18 protein-coding genes are annotated in these 19,402 nt (G+C 36.6%); 15 read left to right on the forward strand and 3 right to left on the reverse strand.

Translation table 11 applies throughout. The features are described 5' to 3' along the window. Positions 1–126: 126 nt before the first annotated feature. The 9 genes from BLT30_RS16785 to rimM all read left to right on the forward strand — a co-directional run bounded on the left by BLT30_RS16785 (position 127) and on the right by rimM (position 8,434). Positions 127–1,386: an NAD(P)/FAD-dependent oxidoreductase gene (locus tag BLT30_RS16785; protein WP_089874790.1), complete on the forward strand. Its 1,260-nt coding sequence runs from the start codon at positions 127–129 to the stop codon at positions 1,384–1,386. A gap of 69 nt (positions 1,387–1,455) precedes the next feature. Next, a complete protein-coding gene (gene trmD / locus BLT30_RS16790) occupies positions 1,456–2,130 on the forward strand; it encodes a tRNA (guanosine(37)-N1)-methyltransferase TrmD (RefSeq protein ID WP_089874791.1) in 675 nt (224 codons plus the stop codon). A 44-nt stretch (positions 2,131–2,174) separates the two neighbouring features. Continuing rightward, entirely contained in the window at positions 2,175–3,230 is a 1,056-nt protein-coding gene (locus BLT30_RS16795; RefSeq protein WP_089874793.1) for a serine hydrolase domain-containing protein, read from the forward strand. A gap of 64 nt (positions 3,231–3,294) precedes the next feature. Then, positions 3,295–3,744, forward strand: a complete 450-nt coding sequence (locus BLT30_RS16800; protein ID WP_089874794.1) for a GreA/GreB family elongation factor — start codon at positions 3,295–3,297, stop codon at positions 3,742–3,744. 93 nt (positions 3,745–3,837) lie between these two features. Next, complete coding sequence (locus BLT30_RS16805) at positions 3,838–4,350, forward strand: nitroreductase family protein (RefSeq protein ID WP_089874797.1); 513 nt, start codon at positions 3,838–3,840, stop codon at positions 4,348–4,350. A gap of 32 nt (positions 4,351–4,382) precedes the next feature. Further along, the gene (locus tag BLT30_RS16810; protein WP_089874799.1) at positions 4,383–4,598 is read left to right on the forward strand and encodes a hypothetical protein; all 216 of its coding nucleotides are present in this window, start codon (positions 4,383–4,385) and stop codon (positions 4,596–4,598) included. Positions 4,599–4,707: 109 nt separating this feature from the next. After that, positions 4,708–7,017, forward strand: a complete 2,310-nt coding sequence (locus tag BLT30_RS16815) for a T9SS type B sorting domain-containing protein (protein WP_089874801.1) — start codon at positions 4,708–4,710, stop codon at positions 7,015–7,017. A 222-nt stretch (positions 7,018–7,239) separates the two neighbouring features. Further along, entirely contained in the window at positions 7,240–7,812 is a 573-nt protein-coding gene (locus tag BLT30_RS16820) for a 30S ribosomal protein S16 (protein WP_089874803.1), read from the forward strand. Between the two features lie 79 nt (positions 7,813–7,891). Next, entirely contained in the window at positions 7,892–8,434 is a 543-nt protein-coding gene (gene rimM, locus BLT30_RS16825) for a ribosome maturation factor RimM (RefSeq protein ID WP_089874805.1), read from the forward strand. Between the two features lie 3 nt (positions 8,435–8,437). Here the strand turns inward: rimM and BLT30_RS16830 are convergent, their stop codons facing one another. From BLT30_RS16830 to BLT30_RS16840, 3 genes are all read right to left on the reverse strand, one after another. Continuing rightward, positions 8,438–10,084 carry a serine hydrolase domain-containing protein gene (locus BLT30_RS16830; protein WP_089874807.1) on the reverse strand — a complete coding sequence of 549 codons (1,647 nt, stop codon included), beginning with the start codon at positions 10,082–10,084 and terminating at the stop codon, positions 8,438–8,440. A gap of 64 nt (positions 10,085–10,148) precedes the next feature. Then, positions 10,149–10,952 (reverse strand): AraC family transcriptional regulator, encoded by an 804-nt coding sequence (locus tag BLT30_RS16835; protein WP_089874809.1) that lies wholly within the window; start codon positions 10,950–10,952, stop codon positions 10,149–10,151. A 2-nt stretch (positions 10,953–10,954) separates the two neighbouring features. Then, positions 10,955–11,881 (reverse strand): transcriptional regulator, encoded by a 927-nt coding sequence (locus BLT30_RS16840; RefSeq protein WP_089874812.1) that lies wholly within the window; start codon positions 11,879–11,881, stop codon positions 10,955–10,957. Between the two features lie 102 nt (positions 11,882–11,983). Between BLT30_RS16840 and BLT30_RS16845 the strand changes: the two genes are divergently transcribed. The 6 genes from BLT30_RS16845 (at position 11,984) to BLT30_RS16870 (ending at position 19,380) form a co-directional block, all read left to right on the forward strand. Continuing rightward, on the forward strand, positions 11,984–12,550 hold the full coding sequence (locus BLT30_RS16845) for a hypothetical protein (RefSeq protein WP_089874814.1): 567 nt from the start codon (positions 11,984–11,986) through the stop codon (positions 12,548–12,550). Between the two features lie 18 nt (positions 12,551–12,568). After that, complete coding sequence (locus BLT30_RS16850; protein WP_089874816.1) at positions 12,569–13,168, forward strand: CDP-alcohol phosphatidyltransferase family protein; 600 nt, start codon at positions 12,569–12,571, stop codon at positions 13,166–13,168. Positions 13,169–13,431: 263 nt separating this feature from the next. Further along, entirely contained in the window at positions 13,432–14,880 is a 1,449-nt protein-coding gene (gene asnS, locus BLT30_RS16855) for an asparagine--tRNA ligase (protein ID WP_089874818.1), read from the forward strand. A 159-nt stretch (positions 14,881–15,039) separates the two neighbouring features. After that, entirely contained in the window at positions 15,040–16,503 is a 1,464-nt protein-coding gene (gene rpoN / locus BLT30_RS16860) for an RNA polymerase factor sigma-54 (RefSeq protein WP_089874820.1), read from the forward strand. Between the two features lie 194 nt (positions 16,504–16,697). Beyond that, positions 16,698–17,357, forward strand: a complete 660-nt coding sequence (locus tag BLT30_RS16865; protein WP_089875101.1) for a succinate dehydrogenase cytochrome b subunit — start codon at positions 16,698–16,700, stop codon at positions 17,355–17,357. Between the two features lie 10 nt (positions 17,358–17,367). After that, entirely contained in the window at positions 17,368–19,380 is a 2,013-nt protein-coding gene (locus BLT30_RS16870; protein WP_089874822.1) for a fumarate reductase/succinate dehydrogenase flavoprotein subunit, read from the forward strand. The last annotated feature ends 22 nt before the right edge of the window (positions 19,381–19,402 follow it).

Here is a 19,402-nt window from a genome sequence, read left to right on the forward strand (position 1 = left end):
ATTTATTTTTGGCAGGGTTCTTTTTTTATTTTTAAATGACAGAAATCATTCTTTTCGCAAATTTTAAGCATAATTTTTGATTAGTCCAAAGCAAAATAAAAACCTTAATTTTATAAAAAAATCGCAATGAGGGAAAAGATCGTCATCATCGGAGGTGGTTTCGCAGGTTTACAACTTGCGAGAAATCTTAATAATCAGGGAAAATACAAGGTAATGGTCATTGATAAGATGAATCATCATATGTTCCAGCCATTATTCTATCAGGTTGCAACCGGACGAATCGAACCTTCCAATATTTCTTTCCCCTTCAGAAAAATCTTCCAGAAGTCAAAAAACATCCAATTCCGGATGACGGAAGTCAAAAAAATCATTCCTTCTGAGAATAAGGTCATTGGCGAAGATGGTGTTTTCACTTATGACAAACTAGTTATTGCAACTGGCTGTAAAACCAATTTCTTTGGCAATCAGAAGATGCAAAATCTGGCTCTTGGAATGAAGAATACGCAAGAAGCCATTACGATTCGTAACCACATTTTGATGACCTTCGAAAAGATGATTATTGAAAGAAAAGCCAGCGATGATGGAAACTGGAATCTCGTCATCGTAGGAAGCGGACCAACCGGAGTTGAATTGGCAGGTGCATTTTCCGAAATGAAGACCAACATTCTTCCGAGAGATTATCCTAGAATGAATTTCTCCGATCTCAACATCGTTCTGATCAGCGCAGGAGAAACACCTCTGGAAACGATGAGCCAGGAATCCCAAGAAGCTGCAGAGAAATATCTCGTTCAGTTGGGAGTGAAATTTATGAAAAATGAACGAGTAATAGATTACGATGGAGAAACGATCTTTATGCAAAGTGGCAACTCAATTCCAACCAATAATGTGATTTGGGCAGCCGGAGTTACTGGAAACATCATTGATGATTTCAACAAAGAAAATACCATAAGAAACCGATATGTTGTTGACAGATTCAACAAAGTGAAAGGTTACGATAATATCTTCGCTATTGGGGATATTGCCTATATGGAGACACCAAAATATCCTCAGGCGCATCCACAATTGGCTAATGTCGCCATCAATCAGGGGAAAAACCTGGCGAGAAATTTCAAAAAAGATTCTGAAAAAGACTGGACAGAATACGAATATATCGACCGCGGTTCTATGGCAACCATCGGGAAGCACAGAGCGGTTGTTGACCTGCCGAAATTTAAATTTCAGGGATTTCTTGCTTGGTATTTCTGGATGTTCTTACATTTGATGCTGATTCTGAGTGTCAGAAACAAACTGGCAATTTTCTTCAACTGGATGTGGAGCTATATCAACAAAGACTCTTCATTAAGGTTGATCATTGCGCCATCTAAGAAAAACCCGACAGAACAGTAATATAAATGATTATTGATAAATGATTACAATTCATCAATAATCATTTATCTCTTATCATTTATAAAAAATATGCGAATCGATATCATCAGCGTACTTCCGGAACTTATGGAAAGTCCTTTCAAAACCTCAATCCTCAAAAGAGCGATGGAAAAAGGGCTGGCAGAAGTTCATTTTCACAATATCCGAGACTGGAGCATTGGCAAACATCGCCAAATAGATGACGAACCTTACGGCGGCGGCGCAGGAATGATAATGATGGTAGAACCGTTGGACAAGTGCATTTCTGAACTGAAATCTCAAAGAGATTACGACGAGATCATCTATCTGACACCAGACGGCGAAACTCTGAATCAAAGAACTGCCAATACTTTATCCATCAAAAAAAATCTGATTTTCCTCTGCGGACATTACAAAGGCATCGACCAGCGTGTTCGTGATCTGCATATCACAAAAGAAATTTCCATTGGCGATTATGTTTTGACTGGCGGAGAATTAGCGGCTTGCGTATTAGCAGATTCTGTAATCCGATTGTTGCCCGGCGTTTTGAATGACGAACAAAGTGCATTGACAGATAGTTTTCAGGACAACCTTTTATCCCCACCAATCTACACAAGACCAGAAACTTACAAAGGGTTATCTGTTCCAAAAATATTATTGAGTGGAAATTTTGGAGCGATTGAAGATTGGTTACACGATGAAGCGGTGAGAATCACAAAAGAAAGACGACCAGACCTTTTAGAATAAATCCTTTTCTTCAAACTAGAAAACTTAACCAAATTCAAAAACAAATGAGACATTTTTTCAAAGTGGCTTCGGTTGCTATTATTACGTTATTTACTTCTTGTAACTCATCAGCTCAAAAAAAAGACGATTATCCGGTAAAAATTGATAGCTTAATCAAAACTACAAATCCCAGAACTTTCAACGGCGTAGTTTACATTCAGCAAAACGGGAAGGAAAAATATGCGAAAGCTTTTGGTTATGCTGATTTCAACAAGAAAACACCTCTGGAAATCTACAATAAGTTTTCTACAATGTCGATTGCCAAGCAGATTACTGCCACATTGATTTTGCAACAAGTAGAAAAAGGGACAATCGATTTGCAGCAGCCTATCCGAAAATACCTTCCGGATCTCAAATATTCTTGGACAGATACGGTAACCGTTCATCATTTGTTGAATCACACTTCCGGACTTTACAGCGATGATTTGAAACCAAATTTGAAATTTAAAACAGGGAAGGAATTCAGTTATTCCAATGTTGGATATTACATTGCAGGATTGGTTTTGGAAAAACAAAGCGGTAAAAGTTATCAGGAATTGGTAACGGCTTTATTCGAAAGATGCAAAATGAATGGCAGCGCCTACCCTACCAAAACCAGCAGTAAACTTTTGGCAAAAGGTCATACCATCAGAAAAGACGGAACTTTTAAACTGAATGAAAGATCAGACTTTAATCCGACTAATTATTTTGGAAGTCATTTGATTGTCACAGCTCCCGATCTGGCCAAATGGAACGAATGTTTACACAATGGAAAATTGCTAAAGCCTGAGACTTATAAATTAATGACCAATTATTCGATAACTTCGACACATCAGGTTTTCAGTGAGAATCCGATTGGTTATGGATATGGATTAAGAATTAATGATAAAGCTAAAATCAATGAAATCGGACACACAGGTTTTCATCCAGGCGAAGGTTTTACAGCCGTAAATTTGTATTATCCAAAAACAAAAACCAGCGTGATTGTAATGGAAAATCAAGCGAATGAGAACTTGGATATCGCTTATTATTTTGAGCAGGGAGTTAGAAAAATTGTGAAAGAAAGTCAGCTTTTGAAATAAGTATAAATCTAGTTTTACAATCTGTTAAAAAAATAATTCTTTATCTTTATTTAAAATTGGATTTATGCAGAAGACGATTTATAATAAAAGTGAATTACGGGACTTTGTGAACGACAGTATTTCGGGGAAAGTGAAAACTTTGGAGTTTTACCTCAACTTTTCTCTGGAAGCTAGCCGGGACATTAAAAAAACATCAAAATACGATTCTATCAGAGAGGAAATACAGGAAGAGATCTATCATTTGGACAGACAAATGGTTTCGCTTAAAAGTATGCAGACCCAAATGCGAAAAGTTCTGAACTCTGTCTCAGAGACTATAAAACTCGGGTCTCTTGTCATTACCAATAAAGCCCGTTTTTACATTTCCGTTTCTTTGGGGGAATTTTTCTTTCAAGGCGACCGCTTCTATGCCATTTCTCCGGAAAGTCCAATGGCGCAGATAATGCTCGGAAAGAAAGTGGGCGATGATTTTGTCCTTAATAAAATTCATCAGGAGATCGTGGAGATTCTTTAGAGTCGGATTCTGGATGTCCGAAGTTTCTCGCTTCAATCTTTTCTCGTTTCTTTTTACTTTGTTCTTTCATCTTTGTTCTTGTATCTTTGAACTATGGAAAACGCAACAATTCTCAAACATATTATAGAAGAACGCAGAAGCATCTTCCCAAAAGATTATACTGATAAAGAAATTCCACAACATATCATTGACGAAATTCTCAGCAATGCTGTTCTGGCTCCGAATCATAAACGTACGAAACCTTGGCGCTTCAAAGTTTTCAAAGGAGAAGAGAAACAAAAGCTTGGTCAGGAACTTCAAAATATTTATAAAGAAGTGACGCCAGAATTTCAGTTTTTGCAGAAGAAATACGACGACATCGGATTCAAAATTTCGAAAGCGAATGTTGTGATCTCAATCGTTGTTGAATTCAGTGGATTGGTTCCGGATTGGGAAGAGATTGCAGCAACGTCTATGGCTGTCCAGAATATGTACCTCACTTGCACTGCTCACAGAATCGGATGCTATTGGAGTTCTCCGAAAATCGTAAATAACCTGAAAAATTCTTTGAAAATTGAAGAGAATCAACAATGTTTGGGATTGTTCTATATGGGAAGTTTGGATTAAATGAACATCTATAAAATTTCAACGAAAAAGAATTGCTGATTGTCTTCAACGAATTGCTGGACAACTCTGGCAAAATCAATCGCGATATACAAGAAATTCTAATTGAGAGAGGTTATGATGAAGAATTCTTCGCGAAAGCTAGTCATAAAAAAATTGTAGTCAAAGAAAAAGGAAGGACTACTTTTGAAATCAAAAAACTGATTGACCAAGATATCTGCTTCGAAGATATTGGAGCACAAATTTTCTAAAAGAAAGAACTTTGGAGACTTACAAGAAAACATTGAACTAAATGATTATATAAAATATTTGTGACGAGACAATGTTATTTTTAGTTTTGCACCAAACTAAATAACTTTCGTGAAAAAGCTATCCATTTTATATTTTTTCTTTCTTTTTTCCCTGATATTTTCTCAGAACAGAGAAGCAAACGACTGCGTTAACTATATTCAAATCTGTGGAAATCAAACCATTACACTTAACCCAACTGGTTATGGTATTCAGGAATTAGACAGTACAAGAGTATGCAAAAGTGAAGAACATAATTCTTTATGGTTAAAATTCACAGCTAAAACTACGGGAACATTAGGATTTGACCTTATTCCGACAAGTAGCTCTATAGATGTAGATTACGATTTCTGGATCTTCGGACCAAACGTCTCTTGTGGTAATATTGGTTTCTCTGTTAGATGCTCTACAACTAATCCGGAGGCAGCCTTCCTTGCAGATAACCATACTGGAATGAGAGATACTGAACCCGCAGGAGATTTTTCAGAAGGCCCTGGAGAGTTGGGCGATGGCTATATAAAATCTATGGACGTGATTGCAGGTGAATCTTACTTTTTAGTTATAGATAGACCAATTGGTAATGGCGCTTTCACCCTTAATTGGACAGGAACCGCGTTGCTGGGAGACCCATTTGGGACAGCGCCTAATGTTTTCGGGGCAGTAGCTCCAATTGATGTATGTAATAGCAGTCTTCTATATGATTTTTCTGTCTATAGCACTGATATTCTAAATGGCAATCCAGAATTCGACATTACGTATTATGCTACTTATGAAGATGCAACTTATGACGAGAACAGAATTACAAATCCGATCACACTTGGGAATCACGATTATTATTACAGGATCCAAAGTACGGTCACAGAATGTTTCCGGGTAGAGACAATCAAGGTCAATTGGAAACCTTTGACATTGAATACACCAGAACTGAAAGCTTGTAAAAATAATAGCGGTGAAGGCATTTTCAATCTTACTTCTGCAAATCTTACTAGCGAAAGTATTGCAGATATCAAATATTACCTGACATTTCAGGATGCACAAGATCATATTCCCGGAACAGAAATACTAACACCTGGTCTTTATTTTTCAGTGGAAAAATCTGTCTTTGCCTGGGTAAAAACAGTTTCCGGATGTGAAAACATTGCAGAGATCATCCTAAGTTTCTTCCCGTTACCAAATGTTGACACCAGTCTGTACGATGCAAACCATTGTGACAATGACCTTGATGGTTCTGTTAGTTTGAAATTCTCAAACATTACACCAACCATCGTCATCAATCCTACCGATTTTAACGTTTATTATTATTTGTCCACAAATCCAGGGATTGCATTGGCAAATGATTTTACATTCACTTCTGATAGAACTGTAATAGTAGAAGTGAAAAGTAAAAATGGTTGCCCATCTGTCTTTGGAACTATTAATTTTAAAATTGCGCCCCAAATTACACTAAGCCCTGTACAGCCAATACAAATTTGTGACTCAGACCGTTCCGGAAATGAAATGGTGAACCTGAACGATTACACTGCACAATTTACAACACAAGCCACTGCTACGGCATACGAGACACTGGCTGATGCAAAAAAAGATATCAATCGTATTTCTTTTTCACAAGACCTGAAAGCTAATAAAAGTTTTTTCTTCCGTTTTCAAAATAGTGTGGACTGTCCGAGTGTAGGAGAATTAAAATTAATATTCCAGAGTCCAAAAATATCCAGCCTTATACAAGATGTTATCATCTGCAAAGAAAACAACATCACGCTTGACGCAGGGCCTGGCTTTGATTCTTATGTATGGAGTTCCGGATCCACAAAATCTTCTTCTGGTGCTTTAAAAGTAGGTGAGCATTGGGTAGACCTTATGTTTGACCATTGTACAACCAGACAAACTGTAAAAGTAATTGCGGAGGAAGAAGTCATTATTAAGATTCTGGAAATAGAGAATGATAGATTGACAGTAACCGTAACTGGCGGAACTGCACCTTACGAATATTCTTTGGATAACTTTACTTGGCAATCTTCCAACATATTCAATAATATCCCGAAAGGTATTCAGCATATTTATGTGAGAAGTTCCAAAAAATGCATCCCTTCTATACGTGAGTTTTCCAATATTGACCTTGTGAATGTGATCACTCCAAATGGCGATGGCAAAAACGATGTTTTGGACTATTCTGCTCTGCGTCTGAAAAATAATGTCACTTTCAAAATCTTTGACCGTTTTGGTAGATTTGTATTCATAGGGAAAGATGGCAATTACATCTGGAATGGGAAAGATGGAAAAAAACTTCTTTCTACCGGCACATTCTGGTACACTTTGGAATGGACAGAACCGGACACTGAAGTTATTCACAGATATAATTCCTGGATTCTGCTGAAAAACAGATAATCATATACAGGACACTTCCTCATTATGACAAAACCCATAGCCCTGATTGCAGTGGAAATCCCACAGCAAGCGATGGGAAAAGCAAGGTGCGAGGAATTGCAACGGAAAGCAGGTTCCCGGCTTTTAAAAAACTTTGAATCAGAAACTTTGAACTTTCAACTTTTTTTGTATCTTTGCGGACTTAATATTTAACCGGGACGTGTTCCCAAAATTTTTAAACATATGTCAGTAAAAATCAGATTACAAAGACACGGGTCTAAAGGGAAACCTTTCTTCCACATCGTGGTTGCAGATGCAAGAGCTAGAAGAGATGGTAGATTCATCGAGAAGCTAGGAACTTACAACCCAATTACAAACCCAGCAACTATCGACTTGAACGTTGATTCTGCTGTTAAATGGTTGAACAACGGTGCTCAGCCAACTGATACTGCAAGAGCTATCCTTTCCTACAAAGGTGCTTTGTACAAAAAACACCTTCAAGGAGGTGTTGCTAAAGGTGCTTTTGACGAGGCTGAAGCTGAGAAGAGATTCGCTGCTTGGGTTGATGCTAAAGATGCTAAGGTACAAGGTAAAGTTGAAGGTTTGTCTACAGCAAAATCTGACGCTAAAAAAGCGGCTTTGGAAGCTGAAGCTAAAGTAAACCAAGCAAGAATTGACGCTGCTGCGAAAGCTGAAGCTGATGCAAAAGCTGCTGAAGAGGCTGCAAACGCACCTGCTGAAGAAATTGCAACAGAAGAAACTGCTACTGAAGAACCAACTGCTGAAGCAGAAGGAACTGAAGAAACTCAGGCTTAATTCTTTACAAAAAGATACAATCTCAAAGACACGATAATCTCGTGTCTTTGTTGTTTAATAAAATTCATCATCGGAAATAATGAGAAAAGAAGACTGCTATTTTTTAGGAACAATTACCAGAACACACGGATTACAGGGGAATGTGATTCTAAAACTGGACACAGACCAACCTGAAATGTATGACAAACTGACATCGATTTTTTTGGAAATCAATGGATTGCTTGTTCCGTTTTTTGTTGAGAAACAGCAGTGGCAGAGAGGCGATACGAAAATCCTTTCTTTCAAAAACTCTTCTGAAACTTTGGTAAATCAGACGATTGGAAAAGGCGTTTATCTTCCGCTTTCTACCCTACCTCCATTGACTGGAAAAAAATTCTACTACCACGAAGTTGTCGGTTTTGAAATCCGTGAAGAGGACGGAAAATCTTGCGGCAATATCGTTTCTATTAATGATATGACAGCTCAGAATTATTTCATCTTAGACCTTGCCGGAAAAGAAATCATCATTCCGCTTATCAAAGATTGGATTCTGGAAGTGAACCGTGAAGAGAAATTCATCAAAATGTTTTTACCAGAAGGTTTGATGGATGTTTTCTTGGTGCCTTCGAAAAAGGATGAGTAAAAATCACTCATTCAAAACGGAAGGCAACAGATATTCCTGAACAATTTTATCAGCTTGAGAGTGGGCGTAAGGTCTATTGTAAGCTTTCGCTGTAATAACGATTACGACTGGAATGTCTTTGAGAATAATGATTTTATTTCCGCCGTTTCCGCTGGATTGATAAGATTCGAAATTTTTGTTTCCAACTTTGTAAACTTTTCGCCAGAACAAATAACCGTAACCTTCTGATTCTTTGTTGTCAGCAAAATAATTGGTAAAAGATTTCTGAATCCAGTTTTTATTCAGAATTCGCTTTCCATTCCAAGTTCCATCGTTTTTATAAAGCTGCCCGAATTTAGCAAAATCCAAAGCTTTCATTCGCAATCCGCCTGCTAAAGATGGTTTTTGCTGAGGCGTAAATTGCCATTTGTAATTCGTGATTCCAAGCGGTTGGAATAGTTTTTTATCAGCATATTTTTCCAAACCATTCGGAACAGATTTGTCCAGAATGTCTCCGGTTACCACAACTCCGGATGTGAAATAATGCCAGTTTTTTCCAATTTTATTTTCTGTCATTGGCAAATCAAGAGCGAATTTTACCCAATTATCTGTCGGATACATGTTTTCTTCATTTCCCGGAGAATCAGAATCCTCATCATTACCATCGAAAGCAGAACTCATTGTCAACAGGCTTTTGATTGTGACGCTATCTTTTTTAGATGAATAATTTTCGAATTGTTTCAAATCGTAGAAATTACTCAGACGTTGATTTTCATTTTTAATGTAACCGTCTTTGATTGCAATTCCCATCAAAGCAGAAGAAAACGATTTTCCGACGGAACGCGTATCATTCAAACTGTCTCTGTTGTAACCATTGAAATATTCTTCTAACAATAATTTATCATTTTTAATGACGACAATTCCAGTGATTTCTCTGAATCTGTTTTCTGCAATTTTTTGATTCAGAAGTCTGATTTTTTCTTGATTAATTTTCTCATCCGAAACTTTCCAACCACTATTTTGTTTGATTTTTTGAACCGCAATTTGTTCTTCGGAAACGTATTTTTTTGGAACGATTAAGTTGATTTCGCCTGAAGCAATTACATTTCCAACTTTCAAATCTGGATTTTTTAAGTATGGTTTGATTTCGATTTTCAAAGTATGATTTCCTACTTCCAGCGCATCTACTCCACTGTTGGCAAAATAAAAACGAGACCAAAGGTATCTTCCCCAGGAATCTTCATTTTTTGTACTCAAAAACGGAATTCTGAAATTGGTTTTGAATTTTTTATCTTCTATTTTTCCAGCTCCGGAATTTAGATTTTCGGTATAAATCAATTTCCCGTCGACATAGAAACTGAATTGATAATTTCCTTTTTTAAGCAATTCATCAGCCGTCAAAGAATTATCAAGTTGGTGTAAATAATTAACCAAAGAATTATCCAGAAAAACACGAATATCAAAATCTTTATCTTCCTGAAAAGTCATTGTTTTGAGAAAGTCAGATTCTTGAAGACTTTCAAGCGAAACGACTTTATCCAAAAACAGAATTTGATTCAAATTCTTTTTCTGAACATCATTCTCGATTTTTTCCGGTTCAATAATATTTTTGCTCTGGCTTAATGAAAGACCGAAAACAAGAATCAGGACAAATAAAAAGATTGATTTCATTGTAAATTTTATGTGACAAAGTTAGATTATCATTTGTGGAAAAAATAGAATGAAATTAACATTGCTATTTCTTCAGAATATTTTTGTACTTCAAAGGCGTGATTCCGACATTTTCCTTGAAACAACGGATGAAATGACTTTGGTCCGCAAATCCACATTCCAAAGCAACATCGGAAAGCGAATTATTTTGATTTAATAAAATCAGTGATTTTTCAACTTTCAGTTTTCTGATATATTCGCCCAAATTACATTGAAAATATTTCTGAAAATCACGACTCAAATGCATTGGATGAACGTTGAGTGTTTTTGAAAGTTCTGTCAGATTCAGTTTTTCAGTGAAACTTTCGTGGAGAATTTCATCAATCCGATTGACCCAAATCGGCTTCTTTTTAGATGATTGCTTTTGATTGGACAATTGGCTGAAAAGATTCAACAAAATCTGATTAATACTAACTTCAAAAGAATTATCATTCAATTTCGATTCTTTGAAAATCTGGTAAATCAATAATTTGAGAGAAGGATTTTTGATATTGAAACTTCCTTCAACATTTTCTTTCGAAATCTGGAATTTCTCAAACCATTCTTCTGTGATTTCAAGGTGAAAACCTCGTGTGAAAATATCAGGTTTCACGTTGTAATGCGCATCCTCCCAATGATGGTAAAGCAAAGTTCCGGCAGAACAATCGTAGATTTCCTTCTTGTTGCCTTCCTGCATATTTCCCTGAAGCAGAAATGTGAAATATGGATTCTCGTGATAATGCCAATCGACAAAAGGATGCGTGTATTCTGTATCCGTAATGGTCAATCCATCGAAACTTAGCTTCTCATTGGTCTGCCCGAAAAATTCGCCATTACGAAGGGTTTTCATATTTACAATTTTTGTTTCAGATTTTCAATCTGCTGATACATTCTATTGAAAAACAGCTTTCTATCTCTATTTCCGGCTGTGTTAAGAGATTTGCAGTTCTTGATTTGATGTTCAAAATAATTCAGAGTTTCATTACAAGTTTTTATATCGTTCGTCAAGAGATATCCAAACATATTACACGGAATCGCCATAGTTGACTGCGAACCATTTGATATGAAAATATCATTGGAAAGATGAACCAGCTCGTTCTGATAAATCTGAAAACGAGGATTTGTTTCTGTTTTGTTTTCTATGTAATGAATCAAATCATCCAGTTCTGAAAGTATGTTTATAGCATCTTCTTTTTTGAGAAGTCCAATTTCAAAATAGAAAGAAACCTGAAGTAAAATACTTGAAATCGTCATATCATTCCAAAGCTCTATCACATTTTGTTTTTCATAAATTTCCTTTAAAACTTGAGTTTTCGAATTAAAAGGTTCGGGTTGAAAATCCTGAAACGGAATGAAAACCTGTTTGGAGTTAAGCAAATTCATCCAAACATAAATTTTGAATCGGGACAAAGGTGTATCCGACAACGTATAAAAAAACGGAATATCCTTCGCAGAATAATAAATTACAGAATTTTCTGAAAAAGTGATAGAACTTAAAATATCCAAAGTATTATCAAAAAACGAATGTAAATCCTCAGTTTTACTTACAGCTTTTGTCTTTTTCACCAAAAGATTATCGCTATTTTCAAGAAATCTATCCAAAGAAATATTGTAGAACTTAGCAAGCTGTAAACTTTCCTCCAAAGAAAATTTAGATTTCATCGAGGTTCTTCGGTGCGATGCGTCGTAGCTAATGTTGAGAACATTCGCAATCTCATCGTTCAGAGATTTGTCTCCAATTTTGCTTCGAATCTGTTTCAATAAAAGTTCCTGATACATCTTTTGCGATTTTCACAAATTTAGAAAAAATATTAATTCTTTTCCGCATTGATAAGATTGGGTTTCGAATATAATTTTGAATCATAAATAAAAGATAAGATTATGAAAACGAAAATACTAGGACTCGCCATTCTTCTGACCACGCTAACATCTTGCGTGAGTTTTGACAGAAAATTAATCAAACATGATTTGACAAAGATTTCTGAAAACAATGGGAAATCAATCGAAGGAAAATATGAATTCAAAGGTTATGATAACTCAAGTTCATTACTATCAAAACCAATTGAATCCATTGGAATTGCCAGAATGTTGGATTTAAAAAATCAAGATTTGGAAGATTGTGATTTTTTGGAAATCAAATCTAAAAAATTAGACACAAAACTCTACGAACTGGAATTGACATTCTTCAAAAATGATTCGGTAAAACATTCTTACAAGTTGAACGCCACTTTGAAAAATGGAATCCTGACCTTGAAAAACAGAACCACAAAATGTACCGGAATCCCGTACTTTCTCGGTGGATGCGAAGTTTCCCAATCCAGAATCGGTTTGACGACGGACAACAATCTAGTGATTCACAGCTATAATGACAATAACGGTTCATTCCTTTTTATAATGTGGGCTGGCCGAACGATTAATTATGCAGAGAAATTCAACCGTATTCAATAATATTTAAAAACATTAATTATGAAAAAGTTGCCATATATTCTCATTGCGACAAGATTTCTTATTGCGCCAATTATTTTTCTATTGGCTTATTTTGAAATCGAAAATTCTCGTAATTTGATTTTAACATTAATGTACTTCGGATTGTTCACCGATATTTTTGATGGAATCATTGCCCGAAAAGTTGGCGTTTCATCAGAAAAACTGAGACGATTGGACAGCCAAACCGATTTGGTCTTTTGGTTATCAATTGGTTTCGCCACCTATTTTCTGAATCCCGAAATCGTCCAAGAACACTGGAAAAGCATCGCTTTGATTTTCATAATGGAAGCTTTGTGCTACATCATCAGTCTTTGGAAATTCGGGAAAGAAACTTGTACACACGCTTGGCTGGCCAAACTTTGGGGATTGAGTTTGCTCATCGCTTTCACTTCCCTTATTGGATTTTCCGAAGCTGGCTGGGCTTTTTATCTTTCTGTGGTCTTGGGTTTTATCTCGCATCTGGATGTTATTTTGATTATTTTAATTTTACCGAAATGGCAGTTCGATGTTCCAAGTTCGTATCACGCCTGGAAAATACGAAATGGAAAAAGTATTAAAAAATCTGTTTTGTTGAATTAAGATATTCAAAACTTTAAGCAAATTTTTAAACACTTAAGTCACCTAAGAATAAATTAAAAATTCGTGGAGAAAAGTTCACATAAGTTAAATCGAAGATTTATAAAACTTAATTGTTCTTGTGTGAACTATTTATCGTCATTTCACATAAACTTAAGTGTCAATAAATAAAAAGCGCAAAAGTTTTTCATTTTTTAATCTAAAGTTTATATCTAATATCTATTTACAACGTTTTTTCGTAAATTTGCGCACATTAATTTTGTACAATGAAACGACAGACAATTAAAGACCTATTAGCAGATTACAAAAAAGTATTACATCACGACATTACCGTTCAGGGTTGGGTTCGGGCTTTCCGTTCCAATCGTTTTATCGCGCTAAATGATGGTTCTACGATTAATAATTTGCAAATCGTGGTTGATTTTGAAAGTTTTGATGAGGAAACCATCAAGAAAATCAATACGGCTTCGTCTTTGAAAATTGTAGGTGAAGTGGTGGAAAGCCAAGGCGCGGGACAAACCGTGGAAATCATTGCGAAAAAAATCACGATTCTGGGTGACAATTTCTTTGAGGAATTGCAATCAACGATTCTTCAGCCAAAGAAACACAGTTTGGAAAAATTGCGTGAGCAGGCGCATTTGAGATTCAGAACCAATGTTTTTGGGGCGGTTTTCAGAATCCGTCACTCGGTGAGTTTTGCGATTCACTCTTTCTTTAATCAAAATCAATTTTTCTACATCAATACGCCAATCATCACTGGCGCTGATGCAGAAGGCGCTGGCGAAATGTTCGGCGTTACGAATTTCGACCTTAACAATATGCCGAAAACCGAAGAAGGAGAAATTGATTTTTCTCAGGACTTTTTCGGAAAGAAAACCAACTTGACTGTTTCAGGACAATTGGAAGGTGAAACTGCAGCGATGGGATTGGGAAGAATTTACACTTTCGGACCTACTTTCCGTGCAGAAAATTCTAATACAACGCGTCACTTAGCTGAGTTTTGGATGATTGAGCCAGAAGTGGCGTTCAACAATCTTGAAAATAACATCGACCTTGCTGAGGATTTCTTGAAATATGTGATTCAGTACGTTTTGGATAACTGCAAAGACGATTTGGAATTCCTTGACAAACGTTTCGAAGAAGAGCAAAAAGGAAAGCCTGAAAAAGACAGAGCTAAAGAAGGCTTGATTGAAAAACTTCAAAACGTGGTAGCGAAGCGTTTCAAGAGAGTTTCTTACACGGAAGCGATTGAGATTTTATTAAACTCGAAGGAAAATAAAAAAGGAAAATTCCAATATCCGATTGAGAAATGGGGAACAGATTTGCAGTCTGAGCACGAGAGATATTTAGTGGAGAAACACTTTGAAACGCCAGTTGTTCTTTTCGATTATCCGAAAGAAATCAAAGCTTTCTATATGAAACTGAATGACGACGGAAAAACAGTTGCCGCAATGGATGTTCTTTTCCCAGGAATTGGCGAAATCATCGGCGGTTCTGAAAGAGAAGCGAGACACGATGTTCTTCTTGAGAAAATGAAAGATTTTGGTGTTGACGAGCACGAACTTTGGTGGTATCTTGACACTAGAAAATTCGGTTCTGTTCCGCACGCTGGATTTGGTTTAGGTCTTGAAAGATTGGTACTTTTCGTAACCGGAATGACGAATATCAGAGATGTGATTCCTTTCCCAAGAACACCTAAAAATGCAGAATTTTAGAAACTGACTAAATATAAAAAAAGCAAAAAAACCTTCAGAAATTCTGAAGGTTTTTTTAATGCTAAATATCATTCATCAAAAATCGTGCTAAACTTATTGTTTTTAAAAAATATTTTTCTAACTTCGTAAAGTTGACTTTAATTGACAAATATCAAAATTATGCTAAAGCAAAATCTACAACTTAAACTCGGACAAAAATTAGCGCCTCAACAAATTCAGTTGATGAAGTTGATCCAGCTTCATACTTTGGAATTTGAAGAAGAACTTGAAAGAGAATTGGAAGAAAATCCTGCTTTAGAAAAAGTAGAGGACGAAAATTCCGAAGAAGAATATCCAAAAGCTGATGAAGAATACGAAAGCGAAGGCAATGAGAGCATCGAAACCGATTTTGATGTTGACGAATATCTTTATGATGACGAGCCAAGTTACAAAACCGCTTCCAGCAATTATTCTGCAGACGATGAAGAATTTGACAACCAATCTCTTTTAACAGAAGGACAAACGCTTTATGATTATCTTTTGGAACAGATCCGCCTTTCAAGCATTGATGAAGAAGATCTGAAAATCGCAGAATATCTTATAGGAAATCTTGATACAGACGGTTATCTGAGAAGAGAGATCAAATCAATCGTTGATGACCTTGCTTTTTCACAAGGTGTTTATACAACACAGGAAAAAGTGACCGATATTTTGGAAAATTATGTCCAGAAATTGGATCCGCCAGGTGTTGGAGCAAGAGACCTGAGGGAATGTCTGCTTTTACAAATCGAGAAAAAAGTAAGCTCTGATTCCTCCGTGATCTTGGCTGGAAATATTTTACGTAATCAATTTGATGCGCTTGCTAATAAACATTACAACAAGATCCTTCAAAAATATGACATCGATGAAGAAGATCTGAAAGGCGCTTTGGACGAGATTTCCAGATTGTCGCCAAAAGTTGGTGGAAATTTTGACACGCAGACTATTACTATCAATCAAGAGATCATCCCAGATTTTGTGATCCAGGTAAAGGATAATCAAGTCATTCCAACATTAAACAACAAAAATGCACCATCTCTTCGTGTTTCTGACGAGTACAAAGAGATCCTTACAACTTATTCTCACGACAAAAAATCTGCAGAACACAAGCAGGCCGCACTATTCATCAAACAGAAATTAGATGCAGCAAAATGGTACATCGATGCGATCAATCAAAGACAAAATACACTTCTGCAAACCATTACGGCGATCGTAAAACTTCAGAAAGATTATTTCATTTCCGGCGATGAGAAGAACATCAGACCAATGATCCTGAAAGATGTTGCTGACATTACAGGATTTGATATCTCTACAATCTCCAGAGTTGTAAAAAGCAAATATGCTGACACCCCGAACGGAATTATCTATTTGAAAAACTTATTCTCAGATTCGCTAACAAATGATGATGGCGAAGAGGTTTCAACAAAAGAAATCAAACAGCATTTGCAGGAAGCGATTGACAAAGAAAATAAAAGAAAACCTTACACGGACGATGCTCTTGTAGGGATCCTGAAAGAAAAAGGGTATAACATAGCAAGAAGAACTATTGCTAAATATCGCGAACAACTGAATATTCCAGTTGCAAGATTGAGAAAAGAATTATAATAGACCAGAATCCCGAAGTAATTTCGGGATTTTTCTTTTTATTTAACATAGAATGATCATCAAACCAGAAATATTGTTAACATTCATTTAAAGTTATTTAGAAAGATTACAAACTATATTTTTCTGACATTTCTCAATGTTATATGATTCAACTATTTTCTAAATTTGTGAAAATTCAAAATAACAATAGAATTATGGCAGGGATTACGTCTTCTATAGGCAGAAAATATGCTATGGCACTTTCAGCAATGTTCTTGCTGATTTTTTTGGTGATGCACCTATCCACCAATATGATTTCCATTTTCAGTGAGGATGCTTTTAACACGGCATCGCATTTTATGGGATATAACCCTGCAGTTCAGTTTCTGATGCAGCCAATCTTGATTTTTGCAGTCGTATTCCACTTTGTGATGGGATTTGTTCTGGAAATCAGAAATAACAATGCAAGACCGGTAAAATATGCTATGAACCAGGGTTCTGCTAACTCAACGTGGATGTCCAGAAATATGATTATTTCAGGAGCTGTAATTTTAGCATTTATAGCATTGCACTTTTACGATTTCTGGATTCCGGAGATCAGCTACAAGTATATCCAAGGAAACAATCCAGATGAATTGAGATATTGGGAAGAATTGCACCACAAATTCCACGATGTATGGAGAGTTGTTCTTTATGTGATTGCTTTCGTATTATTAGGATTGCACTTAGCACACGGCTTTCAGTCTTCTTTCCAATCAGTTGGAGCAAGACATCCAAAGTACACCCCTTTTATCAAAGCATTTGGGAATTGGTATTCTATCATTATTCCGCTTGGGTTCATTATCATCGCAATTTATCACTTCGTTACTCAATAATAAAAAGTAAATTATGAGTTTAGATTCAAAAATTCCTGCTGGTCCACTTAAGGACAAATGGAAAAATCATAAAGACCATATGAACTTGGTTGCTCCAAACAACCGGGACAAAATAGATATCATCATTGTTGGGACAGGATTAGCAGGTGGTTCTGCCGCTGCAACTCTTGCCGAACAGGGATATAACGTAAAAGCGTTCTGCTATCAGGATTCTCCAAGAAGAGCGCACTCTATTGCAGCTCAAGGAGGTATCAATGCTGCAAAGAATTACCAAGGTGACGGAGATTCAACTTACAGGTTGTTCTATGACACTATCAAAGGTGGGGATTACCGTGCAAGAGAAGCTAACGTTTACAGGTTAGCTGAAGTTTCTGCAAACATTATTGACCAATGTGTTGCTCAAGGTGTTCCATTCGGACGTGAGTATGGTGGTCAATTGGATAACCGTTCATTTGGTGGAGTTCAGGTAAAAAGAACGTTCTACGCAAAAGGACAAACCGGGCAACAGTTATTATTAGGAGCTTATTCTGCGATGAGCCGTCAAATCGGAAAAGGTAGAATCCAGATGTTCAACCGTCACGAGATGCTTGACCTTGTAATTGTTGATGGAAAAGCAAGAGGAATCATCGCAAGAAACCTTGTAACTGGTGAAATCGAAAGACATTCTGCTCATGCAGTAGTCATTGCTTCCGGAGGTTATGGAAACGTATATTTCCTTTCTACCAATGCAATGGGTTCAAACGTTTCTGCAGCTTGGAAAATCCACAAAAAAGGAGCCTATTTTGCAAATCCTTGTTATGTTCAGATTCACCCGACTTGTATTCCGGTTCACGGAACTCAACAGTCTAAATTGACCTTGATGTCAGAATCCCTTAGAAACTCCGGAAGAATCTGGGTTCCTAAAAACATCGAGGATTCAGTTGCCATCAGAGAAGGAAGACTTAGACCAGAAAATATCAAAGAAGAAGATAGAGATTACTATCTTGAAAGAAGATATCCTGCTTTTGGAAACTTGGTGCCAAGAGACGTTGCTTCCAGAGCTGGAAAAGAAAGATGTGACGCAGGTTACGGAATTGAAAATAATGATACGAAAGAAGGCGTTTATCTGGATTTCTCGACAGAAATCATGAAAAAAGGTAAAGAAGCGGCTATCGAAAAACATATTCATAATCCAACGGAACAACAGATCTATGACCTTGGTAAAAAATGGATTGAGGAGAAATATGGTAATCTATTCGTAATGTACGAGAAGATCACTGCTGATGACCCTTACAAAACACCAATGAAGATCTATCCTGCGGTTCACTACACAATGGGAGGTGTTTGGGTGGATTATAATTTACAATCTACAATTCCGGGATGTTTTGTAATTGGAGAAGCCAACTTCTCAGACCACGGTGCCAACAGATTAGGAGCATCTGCTTTGATGCAAGGTTTGGCCGACGGTTATTTCGTATTGCCTTATACAATTGCTGATTATCTTTCTGCAGATATCAGAACCGGAAAAATATCAACAGAAACTCCGGAATTTAACGATGCCGAAAAAGGAATCAAGGACAAAATTAATTTCTTTTTGACCAATAAAGGCACACACACTGTTGACCATTTCCACAAACAATTAGGTCACATTATGTGGAACAAAGTTGGAATGGGAAGAACACCTGAAGGACTGAGAGAAGCAATCAAAGAAATCGAGGAAGTTAGAAATGAGTTCTGGAAAAATGTAAAAGTTCCGGGAGAAGCTGATAACTTGAATCCGGAATTGGAAAAAGCTTTCAGAGTGGCGGATTTCTTGGAATTAGGACAACTGATGGCAATCGATGCGCTTAACAGAAACGAATCTTGTGGAGGACACTTCCGTGAAGACCACTCTACTCCGGATGGAGAAGCAGAACGTGATGATGTAAACTACAAATACGTAGCTGCGTGGGAATACAAAGGTATGGACATCAATCAATCTGTAGTACACAAAGAGGAGCTTGTGTATGAGAATATTGAAGTTAAAGCAAGAAGTTACAAATAATCTCCATTCAAAAATATATAAA

It is taken from the genome of Epilithonimonas hungarica, assembly GCF_900102265.1.
Lineage (GTDB): Bacteria > Bacteroidota > Bacteroidia > Flavobacteriales > Weeksellaceae > Epilithonimonas > Epilithonimonas hungarica.

Coding starts and splice junctions, on each gene's coding strand:
- BLT30_RS16785 (WP_089874790.1), top strand. CDS start 127: ATGAGGGAAAAGATCGTCATCATCGGAGGTGGTTTCGCAGGTTTACAA.
- trmD (WP_089874791.1), top strand. CDS start 1,456: ATGCGAATCGATATCATCAGCGTACTTCCGGAACTTATGGAAAGTCCT.
- BLT30_RS16795 (WP_089874793.1), top strand. CDS start 2,175: ATGAGACATTTTTTCAAAGTGGCTTCGGTTGCTATTATTACGTTATTT.
- BLT30_RS16800 (WP_089874794.1), top strand. CDS start 3,295: ATGCAGAAGACGATTTATAATAAAAGTGAATTACGGGACTTTGTGAAC.
- BLT30_RS16805 (WP_089874797.1), top strand. CDS start 3,838: ATGGAAAACGCAACAATTCTCAAACATATTATAGAAGAACGCAGAAGC.
- BLT30_RS16820 (WP_089874803.1), top strand. CDS start 7,240: ATGTCAGTAAAAATCAGATTACAAAGACACGGGTCTAAAGGGAAACCT.
- rimM (WP_089874805.1), top strand. CDS start 7,892: ATGAGAAAAGAAGACTGCTATTTTTTAGGAACAATTACCAGAACACAC.
- BLT30_RS16830 (WP_089874807.1), bottom strand. CDS start 10,084: ATGAAATCAATCTTTTTATTTGTCCTGATTCTTGTTTTCGGTCTTTCA.
- BLT30_RS16835 (WP_089874809.1), bottom strand. CDS start 10,952: ATGAAAACCCTTCGTAATGGCGAATTTTTCGGGCAGACCAATGAGAAG.
- BLT30_RS16840 (WP_089874812.1), bottom strand. CDS start 11,881: ATGTATCAGGAACTTTTATTGAAACAGATTCGAAGCAAAATTGGAGAC.
- BLT30_RS16845 (WP_089874814.1), top strand. CDS start 11,984: ATGAAAACGAAAATACTAGGACTCGCCATTCTTCTGACCACGCTAACA.
- BLT30_RS16850 (WP_089874816.1), top strand. CDS start 12,569: ATGAAAAAGTTGCCATATATTCTCATTGCGACAAGATTTCTTATTGCG.
- asnS (WP_089874818.1), top strand. CDS start 13,432: ATGAAACGACAGACAATTAAAGACCTATTAGCAGATTACAAAAAAGTA.
- rpoN (WP_089874820.1), top strand. CDS start 15,040: ATGCTAAAGCAAAATCTACAACTTAAACTCGGACAAAAATTAGCGCCT.
- BLT30_RS16865 (WP_089875101.1), top strand. CDS start 16,698: ATGGCAGGGATTACGTCTTCTATAGGCAGAAAATATGCTATGGCACTT.